Origin of the sequence: Pseudomonas guariconensis (assembly GCF_040822035.1) — a bacterium.
Classification (GTDB): Bacteria; Pseudomonadota; Gammaproteobacteria; order Pseudomonadales; family Pseudomonadaceae; genus Aquipseudomonas; species Aquipseudomonas guariconensis.
In genome coordinates this window covers 4,677,007-4,702,947 of the sequence record NZ_CP162012.1, presented here as the reverse complement: position 1 = coordinate 4,702,947, position 25,941 = coordinate 4,677,007, and the positions used below count along the sequence as shown (strand labels likewise).

Below are 25,941 nucleotides of genomic sequence, written 5' to 3'. Positions count from 1 at the left end.
TCCCTATGCAAGCTGTGCCAGTGCCTGGCGGAAGGCTGGCGGCAGTTGGTCACCGAAGCGTACCCGGCCATCGGCCTGGGTGAAGATCCCGGTGCGTTCCAGCCAGGCCTCGAACTCAGGCCCAGGTTTTAGGCCCAGGGTCTGGCGCGCATAGAGCGCGTCATGGAAGGAGGTGGTCTGGTAATTGAGCATGATGTCGTCGGAGCCGGGGATGCCCATGATGAAGTTGATCCCGGCCACGCCCAGCAAGGTCAGCAGCGTATCCATGTCGTCCTGGTCGGCTTCGGCATGGTTGGTGTAGCAGATGTCGCAGCCCATGGGCACGCCCAAGAGCTTGCCGCAGAAATGATCTTCCAGGCCGGCGCGGATGATCTGCTTGCCGTTGTACAGGTACTCCGGGCCGATGAAACCGACCACGGTGTTGACCAGGAACGGGTTGAAGTGACGCGCCACGGCGTAGGCGCGGGTTTCGCAGGTTTGCTGGTCCACGCCATGGTGGGCGTTGGCCGATAGCGCGCTGCCTTGGCCTGTCTCGAAGTACATCAGGTTCTGCCCGACGGTACCGCGCTTGAGCGACAGGCCTGCCTCGTAGCCTTCCTTGAGTACGTTGAGGTTGATGCCGAAACCGGCGTTGGCAGCCTCGGTGCCGGCGATGGACTGGAACACCAGGTCCAGCGGCACGCCACGGTTGATCGCTTCGATCGACGTGGTGACGTGGGTCAGTACGCAGGATTGGGTCGGAATCTGATAGCGCTGAATGATGGCATCGAGCATTTCCAACAGGGTGCAGATCGAGGCGATGCTGTCGGTGGCCGGGTTGATGCCGATCATGGCATCGCCGTTGCCATACAGCAGGCCGTCGAGAATGCTCGCCGCGATACCGGCCGGTTCGTCGGTAGGGTGGTTGGGTTGCAGGCGGGTCGAAAGACGTCCGCGCAGGCCCATGGTGCCGCGAAACTTCGTTACCACGCGGATCTTCTGCGCGACCAGCACCAAGTCCTGGACACGCATGATCTTCGACACCGCCGCGGCCATTTCCGGAGTCAGGCCGGGGGCGAGGGCCCGCAGGCTCTGTTCATCGGCAGCCTCGCTAAGCAGCCAGTCGCGAAACCCGCCGACGGTCAGGTGGCTGACCGGGGCGAAGGCTTGCTTGTCATGGGTGTCGATGATCAGCCGGGTGACTTCGTCCGCCTCGTAAGGGATCAACGCCTCGTTGAGAAAGTGCGTCAGCGGGATGTCGGCCAAGGCCATCTGCGCGGCGACACGCTCGCCATCGTTGCTGGCCGCGACGCCTGCCAGGTAGTCGCCCGAGCGGGCCGGGCTGGCCTTGGCTAAGACGTCCTTGAGACTGTCGAAGCGGTAGATCTGGTTGCCTACCGTGTGTACGAAACTTGCCATACAGAATCTCCAGAGCGCCGCGGGTCGGCCCGCGGCGTAAGTCGGCGATCAGTGCAGGGCCTCTTCGGCCTTCTGGATCGCAGCGAATTCTTCTTCCGGCGTCCCCGCCACGAGGTGGTGACGGCTGTAGAAAGCAAAGTAGGCAATTAATACCCCATAGATCACGGCAGCGCCAATCACCACGCGTGGGTCCACCAGGAAACCGGCGACCACGGCCACGCAGGCCAGCACCAGGGCCACGCCCGAGGTGAAGACTCCGCCTGGGGTGCGGTAAGGACGCTCCATCTTAGGGCGGCGGATGCGCAAGGTGATGTGCGCGGCCATCATCAGCACGTAGGAGAGCGTGGCGCCGAACACGGCTACCAGGATCAGCAGGTCGCCCTGGCCGGTCAACGAAAGACCAAAGCCGATGATGCCGGGGATCACCAGCGCCAGTACCGGCGCCTTGCTCTTGTTGGTTTCCGAGAGCTTGCGCGGCAGGTAGCCGGCGCGCGACAAGGCGAAGATCTGCCGCGAATAGGCGTAGATGATCGAGAAGAAGCTGGCGATCAGGCCGGCCAGGCCGACCAGGTTGACGAAGCTGCCCATCCAGGTGGAACCACCATAGGCCTTGGCCAATGCCTCGACCAGTGGGTTGCCGGAAGCCTTCAAGGCTTCGGAACCGGCGCCGCCGGGGCCGATCACCAAGATCAGCAGGGCGAAGGCGACCAGCACCAGCATGGCGCCGATCAGGCCGCGTGGCAGGTCACGGCGAGGGTTCTTGGTTTCTTCGGCTGCCAGGGGAACGCCTTCGACCGCGAGGAAGAACCAGATGGCGTAGGGGATCGCCGCCCAGATGCCGACGTAGCCAAAGGGCAGGAAGCTGCTGGCACCGGCCGCGTCGGTCTGGGCGATGTCGAACAGGTTGGATGCCTCGAAATGGGGCACCATGGCCACCAGGAAGACCGCCAGGGCGATCGCGGCGACGGCGGTGATGATGAACATCAGCTTGAGCGCTTCACCGACACCGAAGATATGGATACCGATGAAGATGATGTAGAAGGCCAGGTAGACCATCCAGCCGCCGATGCCGAACAGTGACTGGCAATAGGCGCCGATGAAGGTAGCGATGGCCGCGGGCGCGATCGCGTATTCGATCAGGATCGCCGTGCCCGTCAGGAACCCGCCCCAAGGCCCGAAGGCACTGCGCGCGAAACCGTAGCCGCCACCGGCGGTGGGGATCATCGAGGACAGCTCGGCCAGGGAAAAGCACATGCACAGGTACATGGTGGCCATCAACAAGGTGGCGAGGAACATGCCACCCCAGCCGCCTTGGGCCAGGCCGAAGTTCCAGCCGGCATAGTCACCGGAGATGACATACGCCACGCCCAGGCCGACCAGCAGGACCCAGCCGGCGGCGCCTTTTTTAAGTTGTCGGTGCTGGAAATAATCCGCGTCGACTTTCTCGAAGTCGACCGAAGAGCTCGCCGGCGCGCTGCCGGAGTGATCGCTTGGCATAGTGTTCACCTGTTGTTTTTCTTGGTGGCCAGAAGCATTCCGGCCCTTGGTGATTGGTCTGGCAAGAAGCGAGCCAGAGCGGTGGTGCACGCCATCGCCCTGGTTGTTGGGCCGTACGGGTAAACCCAGCCCCACAGCACAAGCACTGCAGAAGCAGGTTCACCCGCGAAAAAGGCAACGCGATTTAGAAGAAGCCCAGCGGATTGATGTCGTAGCTCACTAGCAGGTTCTTGGTCTGCTGGTAGTGGTCGAGCATCATCTTGTGGGTTTCACGGCCGACACCGGACTTCTTGTAGCCCCCGAATGCAGCGTGAGCCGGGTACAGGTGGTAGCAGTTGGTCCATACGCGACCGGCCTTGATGCCGCGGCCCATGCGGTAGGCGCGGTTGATGTCGCGGGTCCATACGCCGGCGCCGAGGCCGAACTCGGTGTCGTTGGCGATCGCCAGGGCTTCGGCTTCGTCCTTGAAGGTGGTGACGCTGACCACCGGGCCGAAGATCTCTTCCTGGAACACGCGCATCTGGTTGTTGCCCTTGAGCAGGGTCGGCTGGATGTAATAGCCGGTGGCCAGGCTGCCTTCGAGTTTCTCCACCTTGCCGCCGGTCAGCAGCTCGGCGCCTTCCTTCTGGGCGATGTCCAGGTACGAGAGGATCTTCTCGAACTGCTGCTGGGAGGCCTGGGCGCCGACCATGGTGTCGGTGTCCAGCGGGTCGCCGCGCTTGATCTGCAGGACCTTTTTCATCACCACTTCCATGAACTGCGGGTAGATCGACTCCTGCACCAGGGCGCGCGATGGGCAGGTGCACACCTCGCCCTGGTTGAAGAACGCCAGCACCATGCCTTCGGCGGCCTTGTCGATGAAGGCAGGCTCGGCCTGCATGATGTCCTCGAAATAGACGTTCGGCGACTTGCCGCCCAGCTCCACGGTGGACGGGATGATGTTCTCGGCGGCGCATTTCATGATGTGCGAGCCGACCGGGGTGGAGCCGGTGAAGGCGATCTTGGCGATGCGCTTGCTGGTGGCCAGGGCTTCACCGGCCTCGCGGCCGAAGCCTTGCACCACATTGAGCACGCCCTTGGGCAGCAGGTCGCCGATCAGTTCCATCAGCACGGCAATGCCCAGCGGGGTCTGCTCGGCGGGCTTGAGCACCACGCAGTTACCGGCGGCCAGCGCCGGCGCGAGCTTCCAGGCGGCCATCAGCAGCGGGAAGTTCCACGGGATGATCTGCCCGACCACGCCCAGCGGCTCGTGGATGTGATAGGCCACGGTGTTTTCGTTGATTTCGGCGGCGCCGCCTTCCTGGGCGCGGATGCAGCCGGCGAAGTAGCGGAAGTGATCGACCGCCAGCGGGATGTCGGCGTTGAGGGTTTCGCGGATCGGCTTGCCGTTGTCCCAGGTTTCGGTGATGGCCAGGATCTCCAGGTTCTGCTCGATGCGGTCGGCGATCTTGAGCAGCACATTGGAGCGGTCTTGCACCGAGGTGCGGCCCCAGGCGTCGGCGGCGGCGTGGGCGGCATCCAGGGCTTTGTCGATGTCTTCGGCAGTGGAGCGTGGGAATTCGGCGATCGGCTGGCCGTTCACCGGGGAGGTGTTGGTGAAGTATTCACCCTTGACCGGAGGAACGAACTCACCGCCGATGTAGTTGCCGTAGCGGCTCTTGAAGGAAATTTTCGCGCCTTCGGTACCCGGATGTGCGTAACGCATGGTGTGTCTCCTGGCTATTGTGTTTGTTGCGGAGTTGAAAAGCGTAGAGCAAAGGTCGGGCCAGTGCCGTGCGCCCCTTGTAGATCAAGGGCTTTGCCTGATGCGGTGAGGAAGTGGGGGGCGCGGCTGTGGCAACAGTGGCACGCCTGTCGTGACATTTTGTACCGCTCCCGGTACAGCATATGACTCAGTGGTCAGCGTGTCGTTGCAATGCGCTGACAGGTGGAGGATGCTGGCGCAACGCTCTATCTGCGGAGAAGAACAACAATGCAGAGCAACTCGTTCAGCCGCCATGCCCACCAGGTGCTCACGGTCGCCAGTGGCCAGGCCAGTGGGCCAGGCAGCGACCCTTCGATCGCGCGCTCCTGGCTGCGTTGCCTGGAGGACTATCATCTCGACCCGGCCCAGGCCCAGGCGCCTGTGGTGCTGGAGCATGGTCGCCTGCTGGAAAGCCGCGAACGCCTGCAGCAGGTGCTGCAGATCGCCGACACTGAGATGAACAGCCTGCACCAGCAGCTTTCCGGCGCTGGCCATGCCGTGCTGCTGACCGATGCTCGCGGCGTGATCCTCAACTGCGTGACCGCCCCCACCGAGCGGCGCATTTTCGAGCGTGCCGGGCTGTGGCTGGGCGCCGACTGGAGCGAGGCTCGCGAAGGCACCAATGGCATCGGCACCTGCCTGGTCGAGCGCCAGGCCTTGACCATTCATCAAGGCGAGCACTTCCGCGGCCGGCATACCGGCCTGACCTGCTCGGCGAGCCCGGTGTTCGATCCACACGGAGAGCTGCTGGCGGTACTCGATGTGTCTTCGGCCCGCCCGGAGGTCTCGCGACAGAGCCAGTTCCACACCATGGCGCTGGTCAACCTGTCGGCAAAAATGATCGAGAGCTGCTACTTCCTGCGTCATTTCGAGCATCGGTGGCTGCTGCGCTTCCACCTGCAGGCCGAGTCGGTCGGGCTGTTCAGTGAAGGGCTGGTGGCATTCGACGGTGAAGGCCGGATCTGCGCGGTCAACCAGAGCGCGCTGAACCTGCTGGGCACCATCCGCGGCGGTATGCTCGGCAAGCCGGTGGGAATGTTCTTCGCCTGTAGTCATGACGAACTGTTCAGTCGTGCCACACCCCAAGGCAGTACGGCCTGGCCGCTGCATACCCGCGATGGCCGCCAAGTGTTCGCCACCCTGCGTGGCCAGGCGCGGGCATCCGCCTGGTCGGTGCCGGCGAGCCTGCCCGAGATCCGGCGTGACATCCCTACGGGTATTTGCGTGGTCGACCCTGCACTGGAGCAGGACTTGCGCCGTGCCGTGCGAGTGTTCGAACGTGACGTGCCGCTGCTGCTGTGCGGCGAGACCGGCTGCGGCAAGGAGGCGTTCGCCCAGGCCGTGCACCAGGCCAGTCAGCGTCGCGACAAGCCATTCGTGGCCATCAATTGCGCGTCGATCCCCGAGAGCCTGATCGAGAGTGAGCTGTTCGGCTATCGCGGTGGCAGTTTCACCGGGGCACGTAAGGAGGGCATGCGCGGCAAGCTGCTGCAGGCCGATGGTGGCACCTTGCTGCTCGACGAGATCGGCGATATGCCGCTTGCCCTGCAGACTCGCCTGCTGCGGGTGCTGGAGGAGCGCCAGGTGGTGCCGATTGGGGGGGAGCCCCAGGCGGTGGATGTACGGATCATCAGCGCCACCCACCGTGACCTGTTGGAACGGGTGAGCGAGGGCAGCTTCCGCGAGGACTTGTATTACCGGCTCAACGGCCTGGAAGTGGCGCTGCCGGCGTTGCGCGAGCGTAGCGACAAGGCGCAGTTGCTCGACTTCCTGTTGCGCCAGGAGGCCTCTGGCGAGGCCATCGACCTCGCACCGTCCGCTCGCCAGGCGTTGCTGAAGTTTGCTTGGCCGGGCAACGTGCGGCAGATGCGCAATGTGCTGCGCACGCTGGTCGCTCTGTGTGAAGACAATCGCATCGAGTTTTCCGACTTGCCAGCCATCGTGAAAGCGGGCGCCGACTCGATGGGAGCGGGTTTGGCCCACGAACGTGTCAAGGATGTCGACCCTGCTGGCGCCACTGCGGGGCAGGCCCGATCCCACAGAGATCCCGCCACGCTCGAGCATGCCGAGCGGGACGCGCTGCTGACCGTGCTAGAGGCAAAACACTGGCACATGACACATGTCGCCGAGCATCTGGGCATCAGTCGCAACACCTTGTATCGAAAACTGCGCAAACACGGCATCGCCAGGGCGGGTTGAGCGAAACAGCGAGTGCGATTTCCCTCGCCCTGGGCTAACCTGCCCCGAAGTTTTGCGAGGTCGACCATGCACATTCACATTCTCGGTATTTGCGGCACTTTCATGGGTTCGCTGGCGGTGCTGGCCAAGGAGCTGGGCCATCGGGTCACCGGCTCCGACGCCAACGTCTACCCTCCCATGAGCACTCAGTTGGAGGCCCAGGGCATCCAGTTGACCCAAGGGTACGATCCGGCCCAGCTGGAGCCAGCGCCTGACCTGGTGGTGATCGGCAACGCCATGTCCCGGGGCAACCCGGCCGTGGAGTACGTGCTGAACAAGGGGCTGCCCTATGTCTCCGGCCCTCAGTGGTTGGCCGATCACGTGCTGCAGGGCCGTTGGGTGCTGGCAGTGGCCGGGACCCACGGCAAGACCACCACCAGCAGCATGCTGGCCTGGGTGCTGGAACATGCAGGCATGAGCCCGGGCTTCTTGATCGGCGGCGTGCCGCAGAACTTCTCGGTATCGGCACGCCTGGGCGGCACGCCGTTCTTCGTCGTCGAAGCCGACGAGTACGACAGCGCCTTCTTCGACAAGCGTTCGAAGTTCGTCCATTACCACCCCCGTACGGCGATCCTCAATAATCTTGAGTTCGATCATGCGGATATCTTCCCAGATCTGGCGTCCATCGAGCGGCAGTTCCACCATTTGGTGCGAACCATCCCTAGCGAAGGCCTGGTCATCCACCCCACCACAGAACAGGCCTTGGAGCGCGTCATCGGCATGGGTTGCTGGACGCCGGTGCAAACCACAGGCGAGGGCGGCCAATGGCAGGCGCGCCTGCTGAGCGCCGATGGCTCGCACTTCGAGGTGTTGTTCGAAGGCGTGGTCCAAGGAGCAGTCCAGTGGGAGTTGACCGGCCAGCACAACGTCGCCAACGCCCTGGCCACCTTGGCTGCAGCTCGCCATGTGGGGGTGGCGCCGGCCATGGCCATTGAGGGCCTGAGCGCCTTCAAGAGCGTCAAGCGACGGATGGAAAAGGTCGCCGAGGTTCAAGGCGTGACCATCTATGACGACTTCGCCCATCACCCGACCGCCATCGCCACCACCCTCGACGGCCTGCGCAAGCGCGTCGGCGAGGCGCCGGTGATTGCGGTGATCGAGCCGCGTTCCAACTCCATGAAGTTGGGTGCCCACCGTGACGGCCTGCCGGACAGCGTCGAGCACGCCGACCAAGTGATCTGGTACGCCCCCCCCAACCTGGGCTGGGACCTGGCGGCCACCGCAGCGCAGTGCAAGGTACCCTCGGTAGTGGCCGACAGCCTCGAGGCGATCATCGAGCGGGTCAAAGGCCAGGCGCGCCCAGGCACCCACGTGGTCATCATGAGCAACGGCGGCTTTGGCGGGCTGCACGGCAAACTGGCCGAGGCCCTCAAGTGAGCGGTCCGGAGCGCATCACCCTGGCCATGACCGGCGCCTCCGGCGCGCAATATGGCCTACGCCTGCTCGATTGCCTGGTGCGCGAGGACCGGGAGGTGCACTTTCTGATCTCCAAGGCCGCGCAATTGGTGATGTCCACCGAGACCGACGTGGTACTGCCGGCCAAACCTCAAGCGATGCAGACCTTCCTCACCGAGTACACAGGCGCTGCCGACGGGCAGATCCGCGTGTACGGCAAGGAAGACTGGATGGCGCCGGTGGCCTCCGGCTCCGGCGCGCCGGCGGCGATGGTGGTGGTGCCGTGCTCCACCGGAACGTTGTCGGCCATCGCCACGGGAGCCTGCAACAACCTGATCGAGCGTGCCGCGGACGTCACCCTCAAGGAGCGCCGCCAGTTGATCCTCGTGCCCCGCGAGGCGCCGTTCTCGACCATCCATCTGGAGAACATGCTCAAGCTGTCGCAGATGGGCGCGGTGATCCTGCCGGCGGCCCCAGGCTTCTATCACCAGCCCCAGACCATCGACGATCTTGTCGACTTCGTCGTGGCGCGCATCCTCAATCTGCTGAACATCCCCCAGGACATGCTGCCGCGCTGGGGTGAGCATCATTTCGGGGCTGACGATTGAGCCGACTGCTGGTGGGAATGCTGGCGGTGGTGCTGTTCAGCGGCTGCGCGACCGTGCGCACCTTGGATGCCAACAAACCCGGGGCACCGGTCGTGTATGCAGGAACGCGGCTGGACCTGTATGTGATGAACGGCGGCTGCTGCCCCGAGGATCGCTTTGGCGCCCAGGCGCCGGCTTACCCGGGGCTGGACCTGCCGGGTAGCGCATTGCTGGACACATTGTTATTGCCACTGTCGTTGCTGACCGCGGCAGGGGTGGGGTTCAACGCCACGGGCGGTCTGTGAGGGCGTTTATCGGGTGAACCCGCTCCCAACGGGCCTTGCGCAGGTCAGGTGGGAGCGGGTTTGCCAGCGCTAGGCTATTTCTTGCCCAGCTTGCGCAACTCGTCGGACTCGACGATCCGAATCCCGTCCTCTTCCTCCAAAGCCAGGCGCCACAGTGCTCGGGCCAGGGTGCAGGCTTCAATGCCCCGGTACTTGCCAGGGATCAGGCGGGCGAAGGGGGCGGCAATGCGTTCGCTTGCCCGGGGTTCGACACGGTCTCCCAGCAGCAGCGAAGGTCGGACGATGGTCAATTGTGGCCAGTCCTGGGCCTTGAGTGCTTCTTCCATCTCGCCCTTGACCCGGTTGTAGAAGATCGACGATTTGGGGTCGGCGCCCAGGGCGCTGACCACCAGCAGGTGACGGGCGCCCATTTCCCGGGCTCGTTTGCTGAAGGCGACGACCATGTCCAGGTCTACGGCGCGGAACGCGGTTTCCGAGCCTGCCTGCTTGAGCGTGGTGCCCAGGCAGCAGAAAGCGATATCGACGCGACCGGCCAGTTGCGGGAGAAACACGGCCGGATCACCCACGGGGTTTTCCAAGTGTGGATGTTCGGCCAGCGGGCGGCGGGTCGGCGCCAGCACCCGGCTGATGGTGGGCTCGTTGAGCAGGCGGTCGAGCAGGTGTTCACCCGTAAGACCCGTGGCTCCGGCAAGCAGGACATGCTGAGGCGTCAAGTACATGATGTCTCTCCCTTTGTTACTACCAAGCTTAGTGGGCCTCAGGTGTTTTTGCCTGGTCCCCACGCACTGGTTGGGCTTCATTGCGCAAGGCTTCCTCGGCCTGTTGCCGGCGCAGGCTCTGCCAGTGTGCAAGCACTGCAGGCGGCGCCCAGAGCTGCGGCTCGGAGGCTTCGAAACCTTCCCTTCTTTCACGTTCGGCAACACTGGCGCGCGCCAGTTCGAAGGCCTGCTTGAGGTCGTCGGTCTGATTCAGCGCTTCGGCGAACAGGGCGTCGCCGAAATAGGTGAAATCAGCCTCTTCCGAACAGCCGAAGGACACCCGGTCGGGGCGCGCCGCAGTCATGATCAGCGTGCGGTCGTCCTTGAGCGGGGCGATATAGCCACCTGAATAGCAGGCCGAGATCACAATGACCTTGTCGCGCTCCTTGAGCGGAGCCAAGGCGCTGGCTAATTCGTCGGCGGACAGGTCCGCCAGTTGCAGGCGGGGCTGGTCGAATACCAGTTGGTGGTCAGGGCTGCCATGGCTGGTGAGGTAGATGAAAATCAGGTCTTCAGGGCCGCTGCGCTCGGCCAGGGTGCGCGCGGCACGGGTAAGGTTCTCGCGAGTGGCCATGGGACGGTCGGCCATATGGTCGCGGTGGTTGACCAAGGTGATCTGGCCATGGGCGCCGAAGCGGATCTTGAGCATATTGCTCACGTAGTCGGCCTCACGCAAAAACACGCTCTGCTGGCCGTCGCCAGCCACAACCAGGCTATACAGCTGGATCGGCGGCTGGGAAGGCGGCACGCTGGCCAGCGACCGCCCGAGCAGTTGGCCTTGGTTGAGCAGGGCCAGATCCAGCGGGTCGGGGAGCAGTTTGTTCTTCTCGTCGCGTACCCGTACGCCCTTGACCCAATACCCGCCTTCGACCTTGCCGTTGGCCTGGATCAGCCGGCCATGGCCCTGGTAGGTGTCGTTCTCGAAATTGCCCACATACTGGCTACCGTCGGCGAGTTGCAGGTGGCCTTTGCCGCTGAACTGCCAGTCGCGAAAGCCGCCTTTGTAGCGGCTGCCATCGCTGCCGAGCATCTCGCCCTGGCCGTCGAGGGTGCCGTCTTTGAAGTCACCGATCCATACATCGCCCTCGGCGTTCTCGTAACGTCCGCGGCCTTCGAGGCGGTTGTCCTTGAACTCGCCGATGTATTGCTCGCCTTCGACGCTGTCGTAGGTGCCGGCTCCCTGGAGCAAGCCGTCGACGAAGTGGCCACTGAACTGATTGCCGCTGGCATCGCTGCGGACGCCGGCGCCGTTGGGTTTGCCTTTGGCGAACAAGCCCTGGTAGCGGCTGCCGTCGGCCAGCTCCAGTTCGCCGGCGCCTTCGTACTGGTCGTTGGCGAACTGGCCGCGGTAGGTCTGGTCGTTTTGCTTGAGGGTGCCTTCGCCGTCGCGCCGGCCATGCTTGAAAGTGCCCGCGTAGTGGCTACCGGGTGTGGTCAGATCGCCCAAGCCATGGAACAGGCCTTCGGCGAACTGACCTCGGTAGATCTCGCCATTACTGCCGTGCCACTCGCCCTGGCCATGCCATTGGCCGTTGAGGAAAGTGCCGGCGTACCAACTCCCATTGGGGTAGTCGATGCGCCCTTCGCCCTGCAGCAGGCCGTCGACCACCTGCCCTCGGTAGCGGCCCCCATCGGGCAGACGAGCATCCGGTGGCGACAAGGGTTCGCCTTCGCCACAAGCGGCGAGCAGCAGGATCAAGGTGAAGGGCAGCAGTGCGCGCATGGCGGATTCCGGGCAAACGATGCGTCGAGTATGCCGCAGAATGCGCCGGCGAAGGTACTGGGCGCCGCACGCCTATGGCCTGTGCGGCCCCTTCGCGGGTAAAGCCGCTCCCACAGGTTTTGCGGTGCTTTTGATGGAAGCGCCGCGCCTGTGGGAGCGGTTCACTCGTGAAGGGCTGGCGGGTTGTCCCGAGTCAGACGAAGCACAACGAGAGTGGCTCGGCAATATAGGCCGGTTTTTCCTCGCCTTCGATTTCCAGGGTGGCGGTGATCTTGAGCAGCCATTGCCCGGGCTTTTTCTCGGTGGCGTCGGCCAGCTCGACTCTCAGGCGCACCCGGCTGTCCACCTTTACCGGCTGGATGAATCGCACGCTGTCCAGCCCGTAGTTGAGCGCCATCTTCAGACCTTCGGGCAGGACGAGAATGTCCTCCATCAACTTGGGAATCAGCGATAGGGTCAAGAAACCGTGGGCGATGGTGCCGCCGAATGGCGTCTTGGCGGCCTTGTTCGGGTCGACATGGATGAACTGGAAGTCCCCCGTGGCCTCGGCAAACAGGTTGATGCGCTGCTGATCGATCTTCAACCACTCGGAACGTCCCAGTTCCTTGCCGACATACTGCGATAACGCGCTAACAGGTACATAGGGCATCGCGACTCTCCAGGTTGTCTTGCTGCTCGATTTGGTACGGCAGTGCAAGATCATCACGGCCGTCCGTTACAGTCAAGTTGTCATCTTTTCGCCGCAAATCGGCTTACTAGGGCTGCGGGGCGCATGCTTATAATGGCCGCACTGCCTGGAGGAGATCCTTATGCTGTTGCGTGGTTTGACCTGGCTGGTGTTGTTTCAACTGCTGGGGACGGCGATCAATCATCTGTTCGTACCCATCTTGCCGGGACCGATCATTGGCCTGCTGCTGTTGCTGGTATCGCTGATGGTGCGAGGGGAAGTGGGCAAGCCTTTGAGTGAGGCGTCCGGTAGCCTGCTGCGCTACCTTCCGTTGCTGCTGGTGCCGCCGGCGGTGGGTGTGATGGTCTATGCCAAGGACATCGCCGCGGACTTCTGGGCCATCGCCGGCGCCTTGGTGATTTCCTGCCTGGTGACCCTAGTGTTCGTCGGTGTGCTGATGCAAAAGCTCATCAACCGCCAAGGCAAGCACAAGGAGCAGCCATGATGTTCGACTGGCAAGGCGCGCTCGACGCGGTCATCCACCATCCTCTGTTCGGTATTGGCATCACCCTGGGGGCCTACCAGGTGGTGTTGGCAGCCTACGAGAAAACCCGCTGGATCTTCCTGCAACCGGTATTGATGTCGATGGTGCTGGTCATCGGCGTACTGCTGGCGTGTGGCATCGATTACACCGAATATCGCAAGAGTACCGAGATCCTCTACATCCTCCTGGGCCCGGCCACCGTGGCCTTGGCTGTGCCGCTCTACCTGAACCTGCGGCGGATCCGCCAGCTGTTCTGGCCGACATTTACTACGCTGGTAATCGGAGGCCTGTTCGCCACCGTGGCGTGCCTGGCGCTGGGGTGGTGGTTTGGGGCCGAGCACATGATCCTGATGACCATGGCGCCAAAGTCGGTGACATCACCCATTGCCATGCTGGTGGCCGAGCAGATTGGTGGCGTTGCGGCTCTGGCAGCGGTGTTCGTGCTGATCACCGGGGTGATCGGGGCAATCTTCGGCCCGGCTTTGCTGACCCGCTTTGGCGTGCTCAGCCCCGAGGCGCGCGGCATGTCTCTGGGCATCACCGCTCATGCGGTAGGCACCTCGGTTGCCTTGCAGGAAAGTGACGAATGCGGCGCCTTCGCCGCGCTGGCGATGAGCCTGATGGGCGTGGCCACGGCGGTGTTCCTGCCGTTGGCGGTCAGCCTGCTGGTGTGAGGAATGAAGATGACGCTACCGCTGTTTCCCCTCGATACCGTGCTGTTTCCCGGCTGCCTGCTCGATCTGCAGATTTTCGAGGCGCGCTACCTGGACATGATCAGCCGTTGCATGAAGCAGGGCGGTGGGTTCGGCGTGGTGTGCATCCTTGAGGGCGAGCAGGTCGGCAAGGCGCCGCCGGTGGTGGCCTCGGTCGGCTGCGAGGCGCTGATCCGCGACTTCGTGCAGCAGGAAAACGGCTTGCTGGGCATCCGTGTGGAAGGCGTGCGGCGTTTCCGCCTGGAGCAGACCGAGGTGCAGAAAGACCAGTTGATGGTTGGCGATGTGCACTGGCTGCCGGAGCTTGCGGACAGCGCGTTGTCCGAGCGGGATGACGATCTGCTGGCGCTGCTGCAAGCGCTGGGTGAACACCCGATGGTGGCGGCGCTGGATATGCCGCGGGCCGTGGATGGATGCCAGTCCCTGGCCAACCAGCTGGGCTACCTGTTGCCGTTCATGGAAGAAGACAAGCTCGACCTGTTGGCCATCGACTCGCCGCAGTTGCGGCTTGAGGCCATCCAGAACCTGCTGGACCGCATCCAGGGCGAGCTGTTTGCTTGAATTGCCCGGTGCAGCGCAGTAGATGCAACGGTCCGTTGCATTGCTTGTCTGGGCCCTTTCGCGGGTAAACCCGCTCCCGCAGAAATAACGCACAAGCGGGTTTACCTGTGAATGCGGCGGCGAGTACACCGAACCGGTCGCGTCTCAATATTGGTAGCGCAACAGCGCCTGGGGCAGGGCGTGCAGGGCGAAGAACGCCAACAGGGCAACGCAGGCCGGCAGTACCAGCCACCACACGCGCAGCGGCAAGGCCTGAAGGGGTTGGCGATGCTGCACCAGGGTCAGGCTCAGCGCGCAGACGCAACACGCCAACAGCGCTCCGGCAAGGATATCGGTCGGCCAATGGGCCCCAAGATATACCCGCGACAAGGCGATCGCCAGTGCCGGCAGGCAGCCCAGCATCACCCAGGTCAGGCGCATGCGCGGTGGCTGGCCGCGTCCGGCCAGCACTGCCAGCACCAGGAAGAACGCAAACGACGCCGAGCTGTGGCCGCTGGGCATGCTGTAGCTGGTCAGTGGGTCGGTCAGTACTTCGGGGCGTGCGCGAGCGAATAGCCATTTCAACGTGCCGTTGGCGATCGCCGTACCCATCAGCGCGCCACCGGCGAACAGGGCATGACGCCACTGCCGTGCCAGCAACAGAAGCCCGGTGAGCAAGCCACCCAGGAACAGCTGTGTACGAAAATCTCCCAAGCGGGTGATCAGCACCACGGCGCCATCGACTGCCTGGCTACGGTGCTCCTGCACCAGGGTCATGATTCCTTGGTCGAATTCGTGCAGAAATGGCCAGCCCAAGAAGATGCCTGCCAGGGCGAGGAGGCTCAGGCCGGCGATCAGGCGTGTGCCGTAGCGCTGGTCACGCAGGCTGCTGTTGAGGCTAAAGCCGATCAGCACCGCCAACGTGCCGGCGATGACGCCTGCATCCAGCCAGAACCCTTCCGGCAGAGGTAGACGCATAGCCGCCCCGGTGGCCCAGCCCGGCAACAGGTAAGCCACCGACCAGCCGGCGCCGGCCAGCAGGCTGACGGCGATGAAGCGCGGCAGCGGCATGTCGAACATGCCTGCGACCATGGGCAGCATCGGTCGCAGCGGGCCGATGAAGCGTCCTACCAGCAAGCTGGCGATACCATAACGCTGGAAGTAGGCCTCGGCGCTGCCGATCCATTCCGGATGATGGCGCAATAGCGGCAGGCGGCGGATGTTCTGATGGAACCGCTTGCCCAGTGAGTACGACACCGCGTCCCCCAGCAGCCCGCCGAGAAAGCCCAGCAGCAATGTCTCGCCGAGGCTGAAGGCGCCGCTGCCGGCCAGCACGGCCACGGCGAATAGCAGAACGGTCCCCGGCACGATGATGCCGGCGATGGCCAGGCATTCCACGCAGGCCACCAGGAAAATCGCCAGGCCAAGCCACTGGGGGTTGGCGCTGAGCCAGCCGGTCAGGCTGTCGAGCCATTGGCCCATGGGGTCAGCTTCCTTGTTTCAGGATGGAAAAATCACGCCCTTCGACTTGGCCCCGGCGCAGCGGGTTCCGTGTACAAAAGCGCGCGTATTCGGCATCGACGAAGCGGTAGGGGAGATGTTCGTCGCGGCCATGGGGGATGCCCAGGCGGGTGGTCTGGATCACCTGCGCTACCACTGCACCGCAGTCCTCGACATACAGGCGCTCAGGGTCGAAACGCTTGGCGTCCCAGTCCGGCACTTTCAGGCCCAAGGCTCGACATAGCAGGGTCTGCCCCGCGCACAGGCGCTCGGCCGGACGCAGGTTGCCGCTGGCATCGGGATTGTTCAGTTGCATCTGCGCCAGGCTGTTGGCATCTGAAATCGCGTCCACCCAGGGGTAGGCGGATTTTATCAGCACGGCATTGCCCGGGCCGTGGGCGCTGAAGTTCAGCGAGTCGCCGCCGCGGGCGTAGTACATGTAGATGTGCCCACCATCGAGGAACAGCGCCTTGCGCTTTTCGGTGTAGCCGAGCGAGGCGTGGCTGCCTTTGTCGGTGAGGTAATAGGCCTCGGTCTCGATGATGCGTGCCGCGAGCCAGAGATTGCCCTGGCGGTGGCGGATCACCTTGCCCAAAAGGTCCCGGGCCAAGGTCTGGGCGTCTCGGTCGAAGAAGCTGTCGGGCAGGGCGCGGGCCGGGCAGGGGGCGGTGTCTGGCATGCGGTCGGCTCGTGGTGGTCGGGGCGCAGATGATAGCAATTAATGGCTTAATCGAGGCTGAACCGAGGGGTAGCAGTGCCCCTTTCGCGGATAAAGCCGTTTTCGCATGCGCTGTGTCGTTTTCTGGGGGCAGCAGGTTGCCCCATGATCGGTTTAGCAAAATTTCGATATGGGTAGTTACATCTTTCCTACAGATCCTGTCGCTCATTTTCGACCATCCGCCACCCGCCGCTGGGCGTACCCGAGCGTGCCAGTTATAATCAGCCGATTTCCCCTTCGCCAAGACACCGAGCCCATGACTGAGTCCGTTCTTGACTACATGACCCGCCTGGGTCGCGCCGCCCGTGAGGCCTCGCGCGTGATCGGCCGTGCCAGCACCGCGCAGAAGAACCGCGCCCTGCAGGCCGCCGCAGACGCCCTGGATGCCGCCCGTGCCGAGCTGACAGCAGCCAATGAACAGGACCTGGCCAATGGCCGCGCCAATGGCCTGGAGCCGGCATTGCTGGATCGCCTGGCCCTGACCCCGGCGCGCATCGACGGCATGATCACCGGCCTGCGCCAGGTGGCCAGCCTGCCGGATCCGGTCGGTGCCATCCGAGACATGAGCTACCGCCCGTCGGGCATCCAGGTCGGCAAGATGCGCGTGCCGCTGGGCGTGATTGGGATCATCTACGAGTCGCGCCCGAACGTGACGATCGACGCCGCCAGCCTGTGCCTGAAGTCCGGCAACGCCACCATCTTGCGTGGCGGCTCCGAAGCCATTCATTCCAACCGCGCAATCGCCGCCTGCATCCAGCGGGGCCTGGCCGAGGCCGGCTTGCCGGCGGCCGTGGTCCAAGTGGTCGAGACTACCGACCGCGCGGCCGTGGGCGCGCTGATCAGCATGCCTGAGTTCGTCGATGTGATCGTGCCGCGTGGCGGTCGTGGCCTGATCGAACGCATCAGTCGCGATGCCCGGGTACCGGTGATCAAGCACCTGGACGGCATCTGCCACGTCTATGTCGACCAACATGCTGACCTGGACAAGGCCTGGCGCGTCGCGTTCAACGCCAAGACCTATCGCTACGGCATCTGCGGCGCCATGGAAACCCTGCTGGTGGATGCCACTGTCGCCGAGGCGTTCCTCCCGGAGATGGCCCGCCGCTTCCAGGAGAAGGGCGTCGAACTGCGCGGCTGCGAACGCACCCGAGCGATCATCGCCGCCAATCCGGCCAGCGAAGACGACTGGCACACCGAATACCTCGACGCGATCTTGTCGATCCGTGTCGTCGAAGGCCTGGACGCGGCCATCGAGCACATCAACCACTATGGCTCGCACCACACCGATTCGATCATCACCGAGCATCAGGGCCAGGCCCGGCGTTTCATGGCCGAGGTCGACTCGGCCTCGGTGATGCTCAACGCCCCGACCTGCTTCGCCGATGGTTTCGAGTATGGCCTTGGCGCGGAGATCGGCATCTCCACCGACAAGCTGCATGCCCGCGGACCGGTCGGCCTGGAAGGGCTGACCTGCGAGAAGTACGTGGTGATCGGTGACGGCCAGCTGCGCGGTCAGGAGTCCTGCTGAGTTGAGCAAGGCCCAGGCAGTCCGGCGCATCGGCATTCTCGGCGGCACTTTCGACCCTGTGCACATCGGTCACCTGCGCAGCGCGTTGGAAGTGGCCGAGTTCATGGCGTTGGATGAGCTGCGCCTGCTGCCCAACGCCCGGCCACCGCACCGCGACACCCCGCACGTGGCACCCCAGGACCGCCTGGCCATGGTGCGTTGCGCCGTGGCCGGGGTCGAGCGGCTGAGTGTGGATGCGCGGGAGCTTTCGCGGGACAAACCGTCTTACACCATCGATACATTGGAGTCGATCCGCGCCGAACTCGGCGCTGACGACCAGCTGTTCCTGGTGCTGGGTTGGGACGCATTCTGCGGACTGCCCAGCTGGCATCGCTGGGAAGAGTTGCTGCAACACTGTCACATCCTGGTGCTGCAACGCCCGGATGCCGATGTCGAACCCCCTGACGAGCTGCGCAACCTGCTGGCTGCGCGCTCGGAGAGCGATCCCACCGCCATGTCCGGCCCGGCGGGGCACATTTCGTTCGTCTGGCAGACGCCGCTCGCGGTGTCCGCCACGCAGATCCGACAGCTGCTGGCCAGCGGCAAGTCGGTACGGTTCCTGGTGCCGGACGCAGTACTGGCCTATATCGAGGCGCACGACCTTTACCGTGCGTCGCACTGACGGCGCCACCAGGCGCCTCATTCATGAATTGAACGAGTTTCTTATGAGCAAGCAGAAAATCAACGGCGAAGAGCTGGTCAACCTGGCCAAATCGGCTTTGGAAGACGTCAAAGCCCAGGACATCCAGGTCATCGACGTGCGTGAAAAGCACAGCCTGACCGACTACATGATCATCGCCACCGGTACTTCCAACCGGCAGATCAACGCGATGGCCGAAAAGGTCCGCGAAATCGTCAAGCTCCAGGGTGTGCAACCGCTGGGCGAAGAAGGCAAGGGCGACAGCGACTGGGTCCTGCTGGACCTCAACGACGTCATCGTGCACATGATGACTGCCGCTGCGCGTCAGTTCTACGACCTCGAGCGCCTGTGGCTGGGTGCCGAGCAGAGCCGCTCCGCCGATGGCAAGCACCACAGCCCGGAAAACGCTCACAGCTATTCCGAAAACCTCAAGGACCGGGGCTGAGGAAACGCTGTGCGCCTGCGCCTGATCGCGGTCGGCTCGCGCATGCCCCGCTGGGTCGAGGAAGGCTGGCATGAATATGCCAAGCGCCTGCCCCCGGAGCTGTCGCTGGAGCTGGTGGAGATTCCGCTGAATACCCGTGGCAAGAATGCCGACGTCGCCCGCCTGATTCGCCAGGAGGGGGAGGCCATGCTGGCCAAGGTTCAGCCCGGGGAACGCATCGTCACCCTCGAGGTCCATGGCAAGCCCTGGAGTACCGAGCAACTGGCGGGCGAGCTGGATCGTTGGCGCCTGGATGCGCGTACGGTCAATCTCATGGTGGGAGGCCCGGAAGGCCTGGCGCCGGAGGTCTGCGCACGCGCCGAACAGCGTTGGTCGCTGTCGCCACTGACCCTGCCGCACCCGTTGGTAAGGATACTGATCGGCGAGCAGATCTATCGCGCCTGGACCGTACTGTCCGGGCACCCCTACCACAAATGAGCCTGTAAGCCCGTCCGATGTCGCAGCCGATTCGTCTGAAGGACCATGAGAAAGACGCCCGCCTGGTGCGCAGCCGCGTCGTGGTCGGCGCGGTGGCGGTCGTGCTGCTGGTGTGCGTCCTGATCGCCCGGCTCTACTACCTGCAGGTCATCCAGTACGACTACCACTCCACGCTTTCGGAAAATAACCGGGTGCACGTGCAGCCGATCCCGCCGACCCGCGGGCTGATTTTCGACCGCAACGGGGTGATCGTCGCTGACAACCGTCCCAGCTTCAGTCTCACCATGACCCGTGAGCGCTCAGGTGACTGGCGCCAGGTGCTCGACACCATCGTCGAGGTGCTGGAGCTGACGCCCGATGACCGGGCCCTGTTCGAAAAGCGCATGAAGCAGGGGCGCAGGCCATTCGAGCCGGTGCCTATCCTGTTCGAGCTCAACGAAGAGCAGATCGCCCGCATTGCGGTGAACCAGTTCCGTCTGCCGGGTGTGGACGTGGCGGCGCAGCTGGTGCGCCATTACCCACAGGGCGCGCATTTCGCCCATTCGGTGGGCTATGTCGGGCGCATCAACGAGAAGGAGCTCAAGAGCCTCGACCCGGTCAACTACAGCGGCACCCACCATATCGGCAAGACCGGCATCGAGCGTTTCTACGAGGCCGAGCTGCACGGCCAGGTGGGCTACGAGGAGGTCGAGACCAACGCCCGAGGCCGGGTTCTGCGGGTGCTCAAGCGCACCGACCCGGAGCCTGGCAAGGACATCGTACTGAGCCTTGACATCAAGCTGCAGGAGGCTGCCGAGGCTGCCTTGGGCGGACGTCGCGGCGCGCTGGTGGCCTTGGATCCGCGCACCGGCGAGGTGCTGGCGATGGTCAGCCAGCCGAGTTTCGATCCCAACTTGTTCGTCACCGGCATCAGCTTCAAGGCCTATGCCGAGCTGCGTGACTCGATCGATCGGCCGCTGTTCAACCGTGTCTTGCGCGGGCTCTATCCGCCCGGCTCGACCATCAAGCCGGCAGTGGCCATCGCCGGGCTGGACAGCGGTGTGGTGACCGCGAGCAGCCGGGTGTTCGACCCCGGCTACTACCAATTGCCCAACTACGACCACAAGTACCGCAACTGGAACCGGACCGGTGACGGCTGGGTCGATCTGGACACCGCAATCATGCGCTCCAACGACACTTACTTCTACGATCTTGCCCACAAGATGGGTATCGATCGCCTGTCCAGCTACATGAACAAGTTCGGCATCGGCCAGAAGGTTTCCCTCGACATGTTCGAGGAGTCTCCCGGGCTGATGCCATCGCGCGAATGGAAGCGCGCCACCCGTCGCCAGGCCTGGTTCCCTGGCGAGACTCTGATCCTCGGTATCGGCCAGGGCTACATGCAGGCTACGCCCTTGCAGCTGGCCCAGGCCACCGCATTGATCGCTAACAAGGGCAAGTGGAACCGTCCCCACCTGGCCAAGACCATCGAAGGCAAGCCGCCGGTGGACGAGAACCCGATGGAGGACATTGTCCTGCGTGACAAGTCCGACTGGGCCAAGGTCACCCATGGCATGGAGCAGGTGATGCATGGCGCCCGGGGTACCGCCCGCAAGGCCGCGCTCGGCTCCCAGTACCGCATCGCCGGCAAGAGCGGCACCGCTCAGGTGGTGGCGATCAAGCAAGGCGAGAAATACGACCGCAACAAACTCCAGGAGCGCCACCGTGACCACGCCTTGTTCGTCGCCTTTGCCCCTGCCGAAGATCCGAAGATCGTGGTCTCGGTGATGGTCGAGAACGGCGAATCCGGCTCCGGCGTCGCAGCGCCTGTCGTGCGCCAGGTGATGGACGCCTGGCTGCTCGACGAGAACGGCCGGCTCAAACCTGAATTCGCGCCTGCCACCGTTGTCCAGGAATCGGCCCAGTGAAGAACAATTTCGATCGCATGCTCTCCAGCGAGGACGTGATGCGTCGGCGTGCGAGCTTTCTGCAGCGCATCCATGTCGACGGCCCTTTGCTGGTCATCCTGCTGACCCTGGCGGCCGGCAGCCTGTTCGTCCTTTATTCGGCCAGTGGCAAGAACTGGGACTTGCTGCTCAAGCAGGCCACCTCGTTCGGCATCGGCCTGGTGTCGATGTTCGTCATCGCCCAGCTCGAGCCGCGCTTCATGGCGCGCTGGGTGCCCTTGGCCTATGTGGTCGGGGTGCTGCTGCTGGTAGTAGTGGACGTCATGGGGCACAACGCCATGGGGGCCACGCGCTGGATCAACATCCCGGGGGTGATCCGCTTCCAGCCCTCGGAATTCATGAAGATCATCATGCCGGCGACCATTGCCTGGTACCTGTCCAAGCGCACTTTGCCGCCGCACCTCAAGCATGTGGCGATCAGCCTGGTGCTGATCGGCGTGCCGTTCATTCTCATCGTGCGCCAGCCGGACCTCGGGACTGCGCTGCTGATCCTGGCCTCGGGCGCCTTCGTGCTGTTCATGGGGGGGCTTCGCTGGCGCTGGATCATCAGCGTGATCGCCGCAGCGGTGCCGGTGGCGGTGGCGATGTGGTTCTTCGTCATGCACGACTACCAGAAGCAGCGAGTCCTGACCTTCCTCGACCCCGAGAGCGATCCATTGGGCACGGGCTGGAACATCATCCAGTCCAAGGCGGCGATCGGCTCGGGCGGTGTGTTCGGCAAAGGCTGGCTGCTGGGCACCCAGTCGCACCTGGATTTCCTCCCGGAAAGCCACACCGACTTCATCATCGCCGTGCTCGGCGAGGAGTTCGGTCTGGTCGGCATCTGCCTGTTGCTGTTGATTTACCTGTTGCTGATCGGTCGTGGGCTGGTGATCACCGCCCAGGCCCAGACATTGTTCGGCAAGTTGCTCGCAGGCAGCTTGACCATGACGTTCTTTGTATATGTATTCGTCAATATCGGTATGGTCAGTGGCCTTCTGCCCGTGGTTGGCGTGCCGCTGCCCTTCATTAGCTATGGCGGAACTTCGTTGGTGACGCTGCTGTCAGCGTTTGGCGTTCTGATGTCGATCCATACGCACCGCAAATGGATTGCACAGGTTTGAATAAGGTGAAGAATTTCATGCAAGTAGTGCGTGGCTGGGCTGCCCGTTGTGCGCCGTGGATTGGCGCGATGGGTTTGTTCGGCGCAGTCCAGCAGGCCAATGCCGGTGATTATGATGGCTCGCCCCAGGTGGCAGAGTTCGTCGGCGAAATGACCCGCGACTACGGCTTCGCCGGTGAGCAATTGATGGGCGTGTTCCGTGAGGTGCAGCGCAAGCAGTCGATTCTCGATGCGATCTCGCGTCCGGCCGAGCGGGTCAAGCCGTGGAAGGAATATCGCCCGATGTTCATCACCGACGCGCGCATTGCCCGTGGCGTGGACTTCTGGCGCCAGCACGAGGAGGCGTTGGCCCGCGCCGAGCAAGAATACGGTGTGCCGGCTCAGGTGATCGTCGCGATCATTGGCGTCGAAACCTTTTTCGGTCGCAATACCGGCAACTACCGGGTGATCGATGCCTTGTCGACCTTGGGCTTCGATTACCCGCCCCGGTCTGAGTTCTTCCGCAAGGAACTGCGAGAGTTCCTCCTGCTGGCTCGTGAAGAGCAACTCGACCCGCTGACCTTGAAGGGTTCCTACGCCGGGGCCATGGGCCTGCCGCAGTTCATGCCCAGCAGCTTCCGCAGCTATGCCGTGGATTTCGACGGCGACGGCCACATCAATATCTGGAACAACCCCACCGATGCCATCGGCAGCGTCGCCAGTTACTTCAAGCGTCACGGTTGGGTGGCCGGTGAGCCGGTGGTCAGTCGCGCCCTGGTGCTCGGCGAGCGCGCCGACGAGGGGCTGACCACGGGTATCGAGCCGGTCAAGACCGTTGGGGAGTTGCGAGCCCTGGGTTGGTCGAGTCATGATGCGCTGCGCGATGATCTGCCTGTGACCGCCTTCCGCCTGGAGGGCGACAATGGCCCTGAATACTGGATGGGCCTGAAGAATTTCTACGCGATCACGCGTTACAACCGCAGCGTGATGTACGCCATGGCGGTGCATCAGCTTTCGGAACAGCTGGTTCAAGCACGGGGCGTCAAGTAATGCGCGCAAAGATCTCTGCCAACACTCTCAAACTGCTGACCTGCATGACTGTCGCCGTGCTGCTGGTCAGTTGTTCGTCCAACCGACCGACTCAGCAGAGCGGCAATGTCGTTCGCTCCAAGCCAGGGTTGGACATCAACCGTGCCCACAAGGACGGTGCGCCCTGGTGGGACGTGGACGTCAACAAGATTCCCGATGCCACGCCGACCGTACATACCGGTCCTTACAAAGCCAACCCCTACACCGTGCTGGGCAAGACCTACTACCCGATGCAGGACTCGCGCAACTACCGCGCCGAGGGGACGGCGTCGTGGTATGGCACCAAGTTCCATGGCCAGAACACCGCCAATGGCGAGCTCTACGACCTCTATGGCATGAGCGCGGCGCACAAGACCTTGCCGCTGCCTGCCTACGTGCGGGTGACCAACCTGGCCAACGGTCGCAGCGTGATCCTGCGCGTCAACGACCGTGGCCCGTTCTATTCCGACCGTATCATCGACCTTTCCTACGCCGCGGCGAAGAAGCTCGGCTACGCCGAGATCGGCACGGCGCACGTGCGCGTCGAAGGCATCGACCCGCAGCAGTGGTGGGCCCAGCGGGGCCAGCAGCCACCGATGGTGCTCAAGGAGCCCCAGGTCGCCCAGACCCAGGCGATTCCGGCCAACACCGGCCGGGTCGAGCAATGGACTCCGCCGCCGCAGCAACACGCGGCACCCGTCGTGCCGGTCCAGGTGGGCGGCAACAATGTGCCTGCCGGCAACGGTGGCAGCTTCCTGCAGGTGGGCGCCTTCGCCAACCCCGATGCCGCCGAGTTGCTGCGCGCCAAGCTGAGCACCATGGTCAGTGCGCCGGTGTTCATCAGCTCCATCGTGCGCAACCAGCAGACTCTGCACCGTGTGCGCCTTGGACCAATCAACAGCCAGGGCGAGATTCAGCAGGCCCAGGACAGCATTCGCCTGGCCAACCTGGGGCAGGCCAAGCTGGTCACTGCCGACTGAGCTATCCGAGCGGCTAGCGACCAGCGGCAAGCGCCAAGCTGAGAGGGGCTTGCCACTCAAGCTGTCGGTTTTGTCATGAATTGCCGGGCGCTCCCATGTACAATGTTGGCTTTTGCCCGCCGCGACACAAAGCCGCATTTCGCGGGCCAGGCCCATGGCCGCAAAACCAGCCTGACTGGCGCTGGGCACATGACGTGTCCCAGGGAACATCAGACCATTAGCGATTTTCGAGAGACGGATGAACATCACCAACCTTGCCAAACGACTTTGCCTGCCCGTTCTGCTGATGATCATGCCTGCTGCGTTCGCAGCAGAGCAGATGATGCCAGCGCCACCGCAACTGGCCGCCAAGTCCTATGTACTGATGGATGCGTCCAGCGGCAACGTGCTGGTCGAGAACAACGGTGACGAACGCCTGCCGCCGGCCAGCCTGACCAAGCTGATGACCGCCTACATCGCCACCCTGGATATCCGTCGTGGCCAGATCGGCGAGAACGACCCGGTCACCGTCAGCGAGAATGCCTGGCGCACCGGCGGCTCGCGCATGTTCATCAAGGTCGGCAGCCAGGTCAGCGTCAGCGACCTGCTGCACGGCATCATCATCCAGTCGGGCAACGACGCCTCCGTCGCCCTGGCCGAGCACATCGCCGGCAGCGAAGATGCCTTCGCCGACATGATGAACAAGACCGCCGCCGACCTGGGCATGAGCAACAGCCACTTCATGAACCCCACCGGCCTGCCGAACCCGGAGCACTATTCCTCGGCCCACGACATGGCCCTGCTGGCGCGCGCGATCATCGACGAAGATCCGGCCCACTATGCGATCTACTCGCAGAAGGAGTTCTACTGGAACAACATCAAGCAGCCGAACCGCAACCTGTTGCTGTGGCGTGACAAAACCGTCGACGGCCTGAAGACCGGCCACACCGACGAAGCCGGCTACTGCATGGTGGCTTCGGCCGTCCGCGACGGCCAGCGTCTGATCGCCGTGGTGTTCGGCACCAACAGCGAACAGTCCCGCGCCGCCGAGACCCAGAAGCTGCTGACCTACGGCTTCCGCTTCTTCGAAACCCAGACCTTCTACCAGAAGGGCACCGAGCTGACCCAATCCCCGGTCTGGAAAGGCGCCACCAGCCAGGTGAAGGCCGGCCTCGCCAACGACCTGACCCTGACTATGCCTAAAGGCCAATTGAAGCGCCTGCAGGCTTCGATGACCATGAACCCGCAACTGACCGCCCCGATCGCCAAAGGTGACGTGATCGGTAAAGTTGAAGTCAAACTGGACGAGAAAGTGGTTCACAGCGCCGACCTCATCGCCCTCGACGGCGTCGAGGAAGGTGGTTTCTTCCGCCGTATGTGGGATAGCATCCGTCTGTTCTTCTACGGGTTGTTCAACTGATACGTGACCTG

The 25,941-nt window shown here is 63.6% G+C and carries 24 protein-coding genes; 16 read left to right on the top strand and 8 right to left on the bottom strand.

The window, feature by feature from the left end:
* Positions 1 to 3: 3 nt before the first annotated feature.
* The 3 genes from AB1N67_RS21805 to AB1N67_RS21795 all read right to left on the bottom strand — a co-directional run bounded on the left by AB1N67_RS21805 (position 4) and on the right by AB1N67_RS21795 (position 4,600).
* Positions 4 to 1,398, bottom strand: coding sequence for an ethanolamine ammonia-lyase subunit EutB (locus AB1N67_RS21805; RefSeq protein WP_070573965.1), 1,395 nt, complete (start codon positions 1,396 to 1,398; stop codon positions 4 to 6).
* A gap of 48 nt (positions 1,399 to 1,446) precedes the next feature.
* Positions 1,447 to 2,895 carry an ethanolamine permease gene (gene eat / locus AB1N67_RS21800; protein ID WP_070573967.1) on the bottom strand — a complete coding sequence of 483 codons (1,449 nt, stop codon included), beginning with the start codon at positions 2,893 to 2,895 and terminating at the stop codon, positions 1,447 to 1,449.
* A gap of 184 nt (positions 2,896 to 3,079) precedes the next feature.
* Positions 3,080 to 4,600: an aldehyde dehydrogenase family protein gene (locus tag AB1N67_RS21795; protein ID WP_070575988.1), complete on the bottom strand. Its 1,521-nt coding sequence runs from the start codon at positions 4,598 to 4,600 to the stop codon at positions 3,080 to 3,082.
* Between the two features lie 267 nt (positions 4,601 to 4,867).
* Here AB1N67_RS21795 and AB1N67_RS21790 point away from each other — a divergent pair, with 267 nt between their 5' ends.
* The 4 genes from AB1N67_RS21790 (at position 4,868) to AB1N67_RS21775 (ending at position 9,164) form a co-directional block, all read left to right on the top strand.
* The gene (locus tag AB1N67_RS21790) at positions 4,868 to 6,838 is read left to right on the top strand and encodes a sigma-54-dependent Fis family transcriptional regulator (RefSeq protein ID WP_367863380.1); all 1,971 of its coding nucleotides are present in this window, start codon (positions 4,868 to 4,870) and stop codon (positions 6,836 to 6,838) included.
* A 66-nt stretch (positions 6,839 to 6,904) separates the two neighbouring features.
* Entirely contained in the window at positions 6,905 to 8,254 is a 1,350-nt protein-coding gene (gene mpl, locus AB1N67_RS21785) for a UDP-N-acetylmuramate:L-alanyl-gamma-D-glutamyl-meso-diaminopimelate ligase (protein WP_102082035.1), read from the top strand.
* A complete protein-coding gene (gene ubiX, locus AB1N67_RS21780) occupies positions 8,251 to 8,880 on the top strand; it encodes a flavin prenyltransferase UbiX (protein WP_043211143.1) in 630 nt (209 codons plus the stop codon). Before mpl ends, ubiX begins: the two co-directional genes overlap by 4 nt.
* Entirely contained in the window at positions 8,877 to 9,164 is a 288-nt protein-coding gene (locus AB1N67_RS21775) for a YceK/YidQ family lipoprotein (RefSeq protein ID WP_367863379.1), read from the top strand. Before ubiX ends, AB1N67_RS21775 begins: the two co-directional genes overlap by 4 nt.
* Before the next feature lie 74 nt (positions 9,165 to 9,238).
* On the opposite strand, the gene AB1N67_RS21770 is transcribed toward AB1N67_RS21775, so the two are convergent.
* The 3 genes from AB1N67_RS21770 to AB1N67_RS21760 all read right to left on the bottom strand — a co-directional run bounded on the left by AB1N67_RS21770 (position 9,239) and on the right by AB1N67_RS21760 (position 12,294).
* Positions 9,239 to 9,883, bottom strand: coding sequence for an oxidoreductase (locus tag AB1N67_RS21770; RefSeq protein WP_043211149.1), 645 nt, complete (start codon positions 9,881 to 9,883; stop codon positions 9,239 to 9,241).
* Between the two features lie 28 nt (positions 9,884 to 9,911).
* A complete protein-coding gene (locus tag AB1N67_RS21765) occupies positions 9,912 to 11,645 on the bottom strand; it encodes a C13 family peptidase (RefSeq protein WP_367863378.1) in 1,734 nt (577 codons plus the stop codon).
* Positions 11,646 to 11,838: 193 nt separating this feature from the next.
* A complete protein-coding gene (locus AB1N67_RS21760) occupies positions 11,839 to 12,294 on the bottom strand; it encodes a MaoC family dehydratase (protein WP_043211153.1) in 456 nt (151 codons plus the stop codon).
* 160 nt (positions 12,295 to 12,454) lie between these two features.
* On the opposite strand from AB1N67_RS21760, the gene AB1N67_RS21755 reads away from it, so the two are divergent.
* From AB1N67_RS21755 to AB1N67_RS21745, 3 genes are read left to right on the top strand one after another with little or no spacing between them, the layout of a single operon-like run.
* On the top strand, positions 12,455 to 12,817 hold the full coding sequence (locus AB1N67_RS21755) for a CidA/LrgA family protein (protein WP_070092174.1): 363 nt from the start codon (positions 12,455 to 12,457) through the stop codon (positions 12,815 to 12,817).
* A complete protein-coding gene (locus AB1N67_RS21750; protein ID WP_043211158.1) occupies positions 12,814 to 13,530 on the top strand; it encodes an LrgB family protein in 717 nt (238 codons plus the stop codon). The genes AB1N67_RS21755 and AB1N67_RS21750 overlap by 4 nt, the downstream gene beginning before the upstream one ends.
* A 9-nt stretch (positions 13,531 to 13,539) precedes the next feature.
* Positions 13,540 to 14,130, top strand: a complete 591-nt coding sequence (locus AB1N67_RS21745) for an LON peptidase substrate-binding domain-containing protein (protein WP_043211231.1) — start codon at positions 13,540 to 13,542, stop codon at positions 14,128 to 14,130.
* A gap of 144 nt (positions 14,131 to 14,274) precedes the next feature.
* Here the strand turns inward: AB1N67_RS21745 and AB1N67_RS21740 are convergent, their stop codons facing one another.
* Both AB1N67_RS21740 and AB1N67_RS21735 read right to left on the bottom strand, forming a co-directional pair.
* Positions 14,275 to 15,591, bottom strand: coding sequence for a bifunctional DedA family/phosphatase PAP2 family protein (locus AB1N67_RS21740; RefSeq protein WP_090346799.1), 1,317 nt, complete (start codon positions 15,589 to 15,591; stop codon positions 14,275 to 14,277).
* Positions 15,592 to 15,595: 4 nt separating this feature from the next.
* Positions 15,596 to 16,288, bottom strand: coding sequence for a DNA-3-methyladenine glycosylase (locus AB1N67_RS21735; protein ID WP_090346798.1), 693 nt, complete (start codon positions 16,286 to 16,288; stop codon positions 15,596 to 15,598).
* A gap of 295 nt (positions 16,289 to 16,583) precedes the next feature.
* On the opposite strand from AB1N67_RS21735, the gene AB1N67_RS21730 reads away from it, so the two are divergent.
* The 9 genes from AB1N67_RS21730 (at position 16,584) to AB1N67_RS21690 (ending at position 25,930) form a co-directional block, all read left to right on the top strand.
* Positions 16,584 to 17,855 (top strand): glutamate-5-semialdehyde dehydrogenase, encoded by a 1,272-nt coding sequence (locus tag AB1N67_RS21730; RefSeq protein ID WP_102082032.1) that lies wholly within the window; start codon positions 16,584 to 16,586, stop codon positions 17,853 to 17,855.
* Position 17,856: 1 nt separating this feature from the next.
* Positions 17,857 to 18,516, top strand: coding sequence for a nicotinate-nucleotide adenylyltransferase (gene nadD / locus AB1N67_RS21725; RefSeq protein ID WP_367863377.1), 660 nt, complete (start codon positions 17,857 to 17,859; stop codon positions 18,514 to 18,516).
* Positions 18,517 to 18,559: 43 nt separating this feature from the next.
* Positions 18,560 to 18,979, top strand: coding sequence for a ribosome silencing factor (rsfS, locus tag AB1N67_RS21720; protein WP_043211169.1), 420 nt, complete (start codon positions 18,560 to 18,562; stop codon positions 18,977 to 18,979).
* Between the two features lie 9 nt (positions 18,980 to 18,988).
* Positions 18,989 to 19,456, top strand: a complete 468-nt coding sequence (gene rlmH, locus AB1N67_RS21715) for a 23S rRNA (pseudouridine(1915)-N(3))-methyltransferase RlmH (RefSeq protein WP_043211172.1) — start codon at positions 18,989 to 18,991, stop codon at positions 19,454 to 19,456.
* A gap of 17 nt (positions 19,457 to 19,473) precedes the next feature.
* The gene (gene mrdA, locus AB1N67_RS21710; protein ID WP_043211174.1) at positions 19,474 to 21,363 is read left to right on the top strand and encodes a penicillin-binding protein 2; all 1,890 of its coding nucleotides are present in this window, start codon (positions 19,474 to 19,476) and stop codon (positions 21,361 to 21,363) included.
* Positions 21,364 to 21,401: 38 nt separating this feature from the next.
* Positions 21,402 to 22,505, top strand: coding sequence for a rod shape-determining protein RodA (rodA, locus tag AB1N67_RS21705; RefSeq protein ID WP_052352461.1), 1,104 nt, complete (start codon positions 21,402 to 21,404; stop codon positions 22,503 to 22,505).
* 5 nt (positions 22,506 to 22,510) lie between these two features.
* Positions 22,511 to 23,533 (top strand): lytic murein transglycosylase B, encoded by a 1,023-nt coding sequence (gene mltB, locus AB1N67_RS21700; RefSeq protein WP_180962724.1) that lies wholly within the window; start codon positions 22,511 to 22,513, stop codon positions 23,531 to 23,533.
* Positions 23,533 to 24,531 (top strand): septal ring lytic transglycosylase RlpA family protein, encoded by a 999-nt coding sequence (locus AB1N67_RS21695; RefSeq protein WP_043211179.1) that lies wholly within the window; start codon positions 23,533 to 23,535, stop codon positions 24,529 to 24,531. Before mltB ends, AB1N67_RS21695 begins: the two co-directional genes overlap by 1 nt.
* 238 nt (positions 24,532 to 24,769) lie before the next feature.
* Positions 24,770 to 25,930 carry a D-alanyl-D-alanine carboxypeptidase family protein gene (locus AB1N67_RS21690; RefSeq protein ID WP_043211181.1) on the top strand — a complete coding sequence of 387 codons (1,161 nt, stop codon included), beginning with the start codon at positions 24,770 to 24,772 and terminating at the stop codon, positions 25,928 to 25,930.
* Positions 25,931 to 25,941 lie beyond the last annotated feature (11 nt).